Origin of the sequence: Xylanibacter caecicola (genome assembly GCF_013166515.1) — a bacterium.
GTDB classification, from domain to species: Bacteria; Bacteroidota; Bacteroidia; order Bacteroidales; family Bacteroidaceae; genus Prevotella; species Prevotella caecicola.
On the sequence record NZ_JABKKJ010000042.1, the window covers coordinates 1 to 8,776 of the forward strand.

10 protein-coding genes are annotated in these 8,776 nt (G+C 46.7%); 7 read left to right on the top strand and 3 right to left on the bottom strand.

The window, feature by feature from the left end; all coding sequences use genetic code 11:
* Positions 1–115 precede the first annotated feature (115 nt).
* The 4 genes from HPS54_RS12295 to HPS54_RS12310 all read left to right on the top strand — a co-directional run bounded on the left by HPS54_RS12295 (position 116) and on the right by HPS54_RS12310 (position 2,107).
* A complete protein-coding gene (locus HPS54_RS12295; RefSeq protein ID WP_172345721.1) occupies positions 116–511 on the top strand; it encodes a hypothetical protein in 396 nt (131 codons plus the stop codon).
* Positions 512–766: 255 nt separating this feature from the next.
* Positions 767–1,123, top strand: a complete 357-nt coding sequence (locus tag HPS54_RS12300; RefSeq protein ID WP_253952014.1) for a DUF805 domain-containing protein — start codon at positions 767–769, stop codon at positions 1,121–1,123.
* A 21-nt stretch (positions 1,124–1,144) separates the two neighbouring features.
* Positions 1,145–1,438 carry a DUF6804 family protein gene (locus HPS54_RS12305; protein WP_172345722.1) on the top strand — a complete coding sequence of 98 codons (294 nt, stop codon included), beginning with the start codon at positions 1,145–1,147 and terminating at the stop codon, positions 1,436–1,438.
* Between the two features lie 198 nt (positions 1,439–1,636).
* Complete coding sequence (locus tag HPS54_RS12310; RefSeq protein ID WP_172345723.1) at positions 1,637–2,107, top strand: HAD domain-containing protein; 471 nt, start codon at positions 1,637–1,639, stop codon at positions 2,105–2,107.
* 16 nt (positions 2,108–2,123) lie between these two features.
* Here HPS54_RS12310 and HPS54_RS12315 read toward each other — a convergent pair whose 3' ends face one another.
* Both HPS54_RS12315 and proS read right to left on the bottom strand, forming a co-directional pair.
* Positions 2,124–2,828 carry a ComF family protein gene (locus HPS54_RS12315; protein ID WP_172345724.1) on the bottom strand — a complete coding sequence of 235 codons (705 nt, stop codon included), beginning with the start codon at positions 2,826–2,828 and terminating at the stop codon, positions 2,124–2,126.
* A 165-nt stretch (positions 2,829–2,993) separates the two neighbouring features.
* Complete coding sequence (gene proS, locus HPS54_RS12320; protein ID WP_172345725.1) at positions 2,994–4,475, bottom strand: proline--tRNA ligase; 1,482 nt, start codon at positions 4,473–4,475, stop codon at positions 2,994–2,996.
* Positions 4,476–4,601: 126 nt separating this feature from the next.
* Here proS and HPS54_RS12325 point away from each other — a divergent pair, with 126 nt between their 5' ends.
* The 3 genes from HPS54_RS12325 to HPS54_RS12335 all read left to right on the top strand — a co-directional run bounded on the left by HPS54_RS12325 (position 4,602) and on the right by HPS54_RS12335 (position 8,512).
* Positions 4,602–5,279, top strand: coding sequence for a YiaD family glycine zipper/OmpA-like lipoprotein (locus tag HPS54_RS12325; protein WP_172345726.1), 678 nt, complete (start codon positions 4,602–4,604; stop codon positions 5,277–5,279).
* Positions 5,280–5,285: 6 nt separating this feature from the next.
* The gene (gene mtgA / locus HPS54_RS12330; protein WP_172345727.1) at positions 5,286–5,987 is read left to right on the top strand and encodes a monofunctional biosynthetic peptidoglycan transglycosylase; all 702 of its coding nucleotides are present in this window, start codon (positions 5,286–5,288) and stop codon (positions 5,985–5,987) included.
* A gap of 110 nt (positions 5,988–6,097) precedes the next feature.
* Positions 6,098–8,512, top strand: a complete 2,415-nt coding sequence (locus tag HPS54_RS12335) for an ATP-dependent helicase (protein WP_172345728.1) — start codon at positions 6,098–6,100, stop codon at positions 8,510–8,512.
* Between the two features lie 77 nt (positions 8,513–8,589).
* On the opposite strand, the gene HPS54_RS12340 is transcribed toward HPS54_RS12335, so the two are convergent.
* Positions 8,590–8,776 (bottom strand): hypothetical protein (locus HPS54_RS12340; protein ID WP_216653084.1); only part of this gene is annotated, 187 nt, incomplete at its 5' end.

Genomic DNA, 8,776 nt, shown 5'->3' on the forward strand with positions numbered 1-8,776 from the left:
CTAAATGATAACTATAAGATTATAACAATTTTAGCCCCAATATACAGATAAATATAATTCAGCAAATTCGCGTTAAAGATGAAAAAATGTGTAAATTTGAAAAATATTAGAGACTATGAGTTTTATCGATTTGTTTAAATCTCGTGAAAGTAGAGAAAAGTTGAGCCACTTAAAGAGACTCGTGGCGTTGGCATTTGCAGATGGCAAATTTGAAAAGAGTGAAATGGGGGTAATTGCCACAGTGATGGCAAGGGATGGTTTGGAGTTTTCTGACCTTGAAAGATGTATAAAGAACCTCAAGGATTTTAAATTCTTACCACCTGAAACTCCTGAACGAAGAGTAGTTTGCTTAAAAGATATGGTTTTTCTGATGATGTGTGATGGTGATATTGATGACAACGAATTAACTCTTTGTAAGGCAACTGCAATCGAATTAGGTTTCAAGCAGGAAGTGATAGATGCCATGATACTAGATATTATTGCGGACATTAAGAGAATGGAAACTTCATAGATGAAAAAAAATAGAAATAAAAATAGTGAAAATTTGAACATTCTCTATTTCTTCATGAAGTCAAAAATGACAGAGAACCAAGATGCTCTTTTAAGGGAAACACCGTTAATTCTAACGGTTAAAAGAGTCAATTCACAAATAGAAGATTATTTACGTACTATTTTACAAGATTTATTCTATTCTCGGGATTTTGTATATAGTAGAATGGCAGAAAAGGCAAGAAGCCATGTATAAAAAATGAATAATAAGTAAAATATGAAAAAACAAAAAATGTTTGCGCATCCCTTTTCATTTAAAGGACGCATAAGAAGGCTTGAATATGCATTGTCATATTTATTGTGTTGTATATATTATGTGATTCTTGATACGGTAATAACTGTAATGTCATTACTTGGTAATGATAGTTTATTATTATTTGTATTGACATGCTTAGCAATAATCCCTATGAATTGGTTCTTTTTTGCACAAGGAGCCAAACGATGCCATGACAGGAATAATAGCGGTTGGTATCAAATAAATCCCGTCTACTTCTTATGGATGCTACTCGGAGATGGCGACGAGTATGAAAATGATTATGGAAAAGACCCAAAAGGAAGAGATTTATTTGCATAATTTTTGTAACCTTTTGTTATTATGAAATATTTGAAATTATTATTGGCAGCCATGTTGCTGATCTGTTTGTTACACATGCCTTATGGCTATTACGAGTTTGTACGCTTTGCTGTCATGGTCGCGTTTGCTACCATGGCATATAAATATTACGAAGAAAAGAAAGAGGTGTTGACCGTTGTGTTTGGAGCACTCGCGTTGTTGTTCCAACCTTTTGTCAAGATTGCGTTGGGGCGGACGATATGGAATATTGTGGATATTGTTGTGGCTCTGTTGCTTGTAGGTATATGGTTGAAAGAGACAGATGAGAAGAAATAAGTAATGGGTACTTATGAAATTTGAAAACTATTTTATACACATTGCCTTTACACTTATTGTAAGTTTTTCTTTTATGTCATGTCAGTTGAGAAGGGAGCAGTATCGTTAATGGCATAATGAAGAAAAGACGGTTACAATCGAATCTTATGGGAAGAATTGTTTGAAAAAGTTTTATTGGCTGGATAATATTGGAAAACAATGAAGAATACTGTAATATTTCTTGACTTCGATGGTGTTATGGACAACGCTTATTATGATAGCGTCCGGATGAGTAAAGGCTTGTCCGGATATGATCGTTTCGGAGCGATTTTTGATCCTCGCTGTGTACACAATCTGAAATACATAATAGATAAGACCGGCGCAGACATCGTTGTTTCATCATCATGGAAGGAAGATATGTCTTTATCTGAGATATTGGAGATGTGGACAGTGCGCAATCTTCCCGGACGGGTAATAGATACGACACCAATCATTAGCTGTTATCATCGTGGTGATGAGATAGATGTATGGCTGGAAAAGAATTGGGTATGTCGTGATTATGTCATTATAGACGACCTCGATGCCCAAAACTTCAATGAACATCATATAAGTCATCTGTTTTTGGTAAATCCATATATCGGTTTGGACGAAGGGACGACAAGAAGAATTGTAGAATATCTAATGAGATAAATATCAGTCTACTCCCCTACCCCTTCGCATATCCGAACGAAAGGACGCTGAACCTGACGTTTCCGCCACGGCTTATCTCATTGGCACATGATATTATCGTTGAACCGGTGGTGACCACATCATCCACAAGGAGTATGTGCTTGCCGTCTACAGACGCATTATTACACCGGCGGAACACTCCGTCGACGTTCTCAAGACGCTGCCAACGGTGCTTCTGCGTCTGGCTTTCAACAAATTTCTCGCGCTTCACTACCTTGTTTGCCACCGGTATTCCGGTAAGCGAACTTATGCCGCGGGCTATCTCCTCACTCTGATTATACCCTCTCTTGCGCTGCCTTTTTTTTGAAAGCGGTACAGGAACAATCATGTCTATACCGTCAAAGAACGTTGTGCCGAGAAGTTCTGCCGACATCATACGCCCCATAAACTCGCCGACCTCCGGGTGTCCGAGATATTTCAATGAATATACCATGCGACTCACGGGCGAATGCGGTTCGTAATAAATCATTGCAAAAGCACGTTCCACGGGCATCTGTCCCCAAAAGAGCCGTGCCATATCGTTCTCGTAAAAGTCCTCGTCATAGCGGGTGCGGGGCAGGTGCATGTTGCAAGTGGTACATATCACCTCTTCGGTTATACCAAGGCGACAACCGCAGATGACACATGCACGGGGAGAAATAAAGTCGAGAAGCCTGTGCAATATGCCTACGGTTCTTTTCATGGTTATTAGAGATCAATAAGAAAATGAAGAACTTGCTGCTGCTGTTCTTATATTAGTCATATAGAGCCTATAGTTTCTATAGAACCTATAGTTCCTATAGAGCTTATAAGGCTTATATAGAATAGCGGCAGCAGGTTATTCATTCTTCATGCTTTATTCTTCATTTTAATAGCTTCGTGCAATAATCACACGTTTCACAGCCGGTTTTCCCGACACCATGTCAACGCCAGGTGTCTGTTCAACGCCGAACGGCACGCAACGTATCGTTGCCTGAGTCTCTTCCTTTATCTTTGCTTCGGTCTCGGCAGTGCCGTCCCAGTGGCACAGGAAGAAGCCGCCGTCCTTTACTTTCTCCTTGAATTCCTCGTAGTTGTCACACTCGTATATGCGCGAGTCACGGTATGCCTTTGCTTTTTCAAAGATATTCCGCTGTATGTCGTCAAGAAGTTTCTCTACATACTCTGCTATTCCGTCTACAGAAACAGTCTCCTTCTCAAGAGTATCACGGCGCATAACCTCTATCGTTCCGTTCTCAAGGTCGCGGCTGCCCATGACAAGACGCACGGGAACACCCTTCAGCTCATAGTCGGCAAACTTGAAGCCCGGACGCTTGTTGTCGGCATCGTCATACTTGACGGATATGCCGGCGGCACATAACTCGCTTATTACGGGCGTAAGCCTCTCGGTTATAGCAGCGAGCTGCTCCGGTCCCTTTGTTATAGGAATGATTACCACCTGTATAGGCGCCAGTTTCGGCGGAAGCACCAGACCGTTGTCATCGGAGTGGGTCATGATGAGCGCACCGATAAGTCGCGTGGATACTCCCCACGACGTGGCCCATACATACTCGGGCTTGTTGTCCTTGTTAAGATATGTCACCTCGAATGCCTTGGCAAAGTTCTGTCCGAGGAAATGGCTCGTGCCGCTCTGCAGCGCCTTGCCGTCCTGCATCATCGCCTCAATGGTATAGGTGTCAAGCGCACCGGCAAAGCGTTCCGTCTCGCTCTTGACGCCCTGAACAACAGGCACCGCCATCCAGTTCTCTGCAAAGTCGGCATATACCTTCAGCATCTTCTGTGCCTCTGCCTCGGCTTCTTCCCTCGTGGCATGTGCCGTATGACCTTCCTGCCACAAGAACTCCGAAGTACGCAGGAACGGACGCGTGCGCATCTCCCATCGCATCACGTTACACCACTGGTTGCACATCAGCGGCAGGTCGCGCCATGAGTGTATCCAGTTCTTATATGTATTCCATATTATGGTCTCGGATGTCGGACGCACAATGAGTTCTTCCTCCAGACGTGCAGCCGGATCCACCTCAACACCGCTCTTGTCTTCCTTGGCACGCAGGCGATAGTGGGTCACCACGGCACATTCCTTGGCAAATCCCTCAACATGCTCGGCCTCTTTTGAAAGGAACGATTTAGGGATGAGCAGCGGGAAATAAGCATTCTGTGCCCCTGTCTCCTTGAACATCTTGTCCAGCTGATGCTGCATCTTCTCCCATATTGCGTAGCCATACGGCTTTATAACCATGCAGCCACGCACTGCCGACTGCTCAGCAAGGTCGGCCTTTATCACCAAATCATTATACCACTGACTGTAGTTGTCAGCCCTCTTGGTCAGATCTTTTAATTCCTTTGCCATTATTTAAATGCTTATTGTTTATAAAATTGATTGCAAAAGTACTAAAAAAAGTTGGTTAATGCCTTATTGTTAGGCAAAAAGAGCTATCTTTGTGCATCGATTATAACTTTTTAAAAACATACGATTATGAAGAAGACTAAGATTGCAGCTTTGGTTATGTGTTCCGCACTGGTGTTCAGTTGCGGCAACAACACAGGCAACGGTGCACTGATAGGTACCGGCGGAGGTGCGGTGCTCGGTGCAATAGTAGGTAAGATTGCAGGCAACACGGCTGTGGGTGCCGCTGTAGGCGCTGCCGTGGGTGCAGGTACAGGTGCGCTTATAGGCAAGCACATGGACAAGGTAAAGGCTGAGGCACAGAAAGAGCTTGAAAACGCAAAGGTTGAGGAAGTGACGGATGCCAACGGACTGAAGGCGGTAAAGCTGACATTCGACTCCGGCATACTTTTCCAGACAAACAAGTATGACCTCAATGCTGCGTCAAAGGCCAACCTCAACGAGCTTGCAGCGCTTATGAACAAGTACAACACCTGTTCTGTTGACATTTACGGATATACCGACAACACCGGCAGCGACGCAATAAACAACCCGCTGTCTGTGAACCGCGCAAATGCCGTGGCAAACTATCTGAGAAGCCAGCATGTGGCAAACACCCAGATGAAGAAAATCGAGGGTTTCGGAAGCTCCAACCCCGTTGCCGACAACTCTACAGCAGAGGGACGCAAGCAGAACCGCCGCGTGGAAGTATTCATGTATGCAAGCGAGGAAATGATAAACCAGGCAAACAACGGTACGCTGCAATAACAGACAATGGTTTTTCTTAATATTATACGCCGTATAATACGCTGGATGGTGGTAGCCTTTTTAGGCTCCACCATTCTTGCTGTTGTGGTGCTCCGTTTCGTCCCTGTATATTTCACCCCGCTGATGTTCATAAGATGTGCCGAACAGATAAAGGCGGGAGAGACAATGAAACTCAAGCACACATGGATACCGCTCGGAGAAATGTCGAAGTACATGCCGGTAGCCGTGATGGCAAGCGAGGACCAGAGATTTATGAATCATCACGGTTTCGACTACAACGCCATAGAACAGGCGGCACGCCACAACCGCACCAGCAAGCGCATGCACGGGGCAAGCACCATAACCCAGCAGACGGCAAAGAACGTTTTCCTGTGGCCCGGACGCTCGTGGTTGCGCAAGGGGCTCGAAGCATACTTCACCGTACTTATCGAACTGACGTGGAGCAAGCAACGCATAATGGAGGTTTATCTCAATTCCATAGAAATGGGCGACGGCATATACGGCGCGGAGGCCGTGGCAAGAGAGCATTTCGGCAAGGAAGCATCGCAGCTGTCGCGCAGCGAGTGTGCGCTCATTGCCGCCACACTGCCCAATCCAAGGGTATACAGTTCCAAGAACCCAAGCCCGTACATGCTGAAACGGCAGAGACAGATAAAACACCAGATGCGTTTCATACCGCTTTTTACGAAAGAAAAAGAGAATAAATAATCTTATCAGTCCCATAAGCCTTATAAGACCTATAAGTCCTATAGGAGCAATAAGTCTGATAAGACCAATAAGCCTGATAAGACCAATAAGCCCCATAACACCCAAAAACAATGAACTGCAACTTCCTTGAAGAACTCAACGATAGCCAGCGCATGGCTGTGGAATACTGCGACGGTCCGTCGCTTGTCATTGCCGGAGCCGGTTCGGGAAAGACACGTGTGCTGACATACAAGATAGCATATCTCATAGAAAACGGCATGAAGCCATGGGATATACTTGCACTTACATTCACAAACAAGGCTGCCAACGAGATGAAGTCGAGAATAGGCGGTCTCATTGGAGAAGAACAGGCGCGGTATATACACATGGGAACATTCCACAGCATATTCTCGCGTATACTAAGGGTGGAGGCGGAGCACATAGGCTACCAATCGAACTTCACGATATATGACGAGAACGACTCGCGCAGTCTGCTGAAAAGCATCATCAAGGAAATGCAGCTGAACGACAAAGTGTACAAGCCAGCAACCGTACACCACTATATCAGCATGGCGAAGAACCACCTTATACTGCCGCACCAATATGCAGCCGACCGCAGCGCCCTCCAGCGCGACCATGCAATGCACATGCCTGCCATGAGCAACATATACACGGCATACTGCGAACGGTGTCGCAAGGCGAACGCCATGGACTTCGACGACCTGCTTACGTATACGTTCATGCTGCTGAAAGAAAACCGTGACATACGCGATAAATACTCGGAACGGTTCCACTATGTGCTCGTAGACGAGTATCAGGACACCAACTCCGTGCAGCAACAGATAGTATTGCTGCTCACAAGCGGTCATCAACACGTGTGTGCCGTGGGCGACGACGCGCAGAGCATATACGGTTTCCGCGGGGCAAACATAGACAACATACTTGACTTCAGACAGATGTTCGACGACGTCCGCATGTTCAAACTCGAACAGAACTATCGCAGCACGCAGCGTATAGTGGAGGCGGCGAACAGCCTTATAAAGCACAACGAGCGCCAGATACCAAAGGATGTGTTCAGCAAGAACGCCGAAGGCGAGAAACTGATACTGAAACAGGCATACAGCGACAGGGAGGAAGCACTGATCGTATGCAACGACATACAGCGGATACGCAGCACGGACAGGTGCGAATACAGCGACTTTGCCATACTCTACCGCACCAACTCTCAAAGCCGTAGCTTCGAGGAGTCGATGAGGAAAGCGGGCATACCTTATAAAATATACGGCGGACTAAGCTTTTACCAACGCAAGGAGATAAAGGACATCATAGCATACTTCCGCCTTGTTGCCAACCCTTCGGACGAGGAGGCGTTCAAGCGCATCATAAACTATCCCAAGCGCGGAATTGGCGACACGACCGTAGGCAGGATTATCAGCACCGCAACCGAGAAGGGTGCGAGTCTGTGGGATGTAATATCCGCCCCACAACTGTACAACCTTGACGTAAGCAAGGGCACACTGACGAAAATCGAGAAGTTCAGAACGCTGATAAACGGATATATCGAACGCTCATTGACGGAGGATGCCTACAGTCTTGGCACGGACATAATAAAGTCGAGCGGAATTGCCAACGAGATATTCTCGGACAACTCGCCCGAAGGCATGTCAAGACAGGAGAATGTCAACGAGTTGGTCGGCGGTCTGGAGGAGTTTGTTGAAAGCCGAAGAGAAGAAGACCGGGGCAACGAGACATCAATATCCGACTTCCTGCAAGAGGTGTCGCTGCTGACAGACCTTGACAGTGACAACAGCGACAACCGCAATTACGTGTCGCTGATGACCGTGCACAGTGCCAAGGGACTGGAGTTTCCCAACGTTTTCATCGTGGGTATGGAGGAGAACATATTCCCCAACCAGATGTGTATGGGCAGCAAAAGGGAGATGGAAGAGGAACGCCGACTGCTCTATGTGGCAATCACACGTGCCGAGAAGCACTGCATACTTACGTGTGCCAAGAACCGCTTCCGCTACGGCAAGCTGGAGTTCGGCACCCCAAGCCGCTTTATCAACGACATCGACCCGTCGCTGATAGTAACGGAAAGAGCCGACGACGGCAGCTTCGAGGGCAACTACAGCCGCAACGCAAACACAGCGTTCGGCAGCAGCCGCTATCAGAACAGCCGCCCCGTGGCATCACAGTTCCGTTCCGACCCGCAAAGGCGCATCGTACAACACCGCGAAGAGAAGAGCGTAGACCCGTTCTCGGACAGTTTCAAGAGAATACTGAGCACCCGCAGTGCCGGACTGCGCCGCATCACAGAGCCTTCCCCCACCCCGTCTCATACGACATCTGCCACAAGCCCCAAAGCAATGACGGCACCGGGCGTCATAAACGAAGGCAACATAATAGAACACGAGCGCTTCGGCATAGGCAGCGTGATACGGGTGGAAGGAACGGGCGAAAACACAAAAGCAACCGTACAATTCAAGAACGCCGGCACCAAGCAGCTGCTGCTAAAGTTCGCAAGATTTAAGGTCATCGGGTAAAGTGCGCCACTTTAGCCTGTAAAGTGAGGCATATCAGGCTCTAAAGTGCGCCACTTTACAGGCTTATGTGGCGTATATCAGGGCATAAAGTGGCGCACTTTCTTCTCACATCCTACTTTTATCCGCCAAGTAGGGCTGTACCATGGTGCAGCCGAAGTAACAGCCATTATTACGAACGATAAAAGCCATGAGGTTTCGAGGGTGTGGAATACGACTAAGCCATTTGTCATTATCCCGAATTCATGTATATCAATAAACAGACTA

Bases quoted from the DNA above. Each gene is read 5' to 3' on its own strand.
- HPS54_RS12295 (WP_172345721.1), top strand. From the start codon at position 116: ATGAGTTTTATCGATTTGTTTAAATCTCGTGAAAGTAGAGAAAAGTTG.
- HPS54_RS12300 (WP_253952014.1), top strand. From the start codon at position 767: ATGAAAAAACAAAAAATGTTTGCGCATCCCTTTTCATTTAAAGGACGC.
- HPS54_RS12305 (WP_172345722.1), top strand. From the start codon at position 1,145: ATGAAATATTTGAAATTATTATTGGCAGCCATGTTGCTGATCTGTTTG.
- HPS54_RS12310 (WP_172345723.1), top strand. From the start codon at position 1,637: ATGAAGAATACTGTAATATTTCTTGACTTCGATGGTGTTATGGACAAC.
- HPS54_RS12315 (WP_172345724.1), bottom strand. From the start codon at position 2,828: ATGAAAAGAACCGTAGGCATATTGCACAGGCTTCTCGACTTTATTTCT.
- proS (WP_172345725.1), bottom strand. From the start codon at position 4,475: ATGGCAAAGGAATTAAAAGATCTGACCAAGAGGGCTGACAACTACAGT.
- HPS54_RS12325 (WP_172345726.1), top strand. From the start codon at position 4,602: ATGAAGAAGACTAAGATTGCAGCTTTGGTTATGTGTTCCGCACTGGTG.
- mtgA (WP_172345727.1), top strand. From the start codon at position 5,286: ATGGTTTTTCTTAATATTATACGCCGTATAATACGCTGGATGGTGGTA.
- HPS54_RS12335 (WP_172345728.1), top strand. From the start codon at position 6,098: ATGAACTGCAACTTCCTTGAAGAACTCAACGATAGCCAGCGCATGGCT.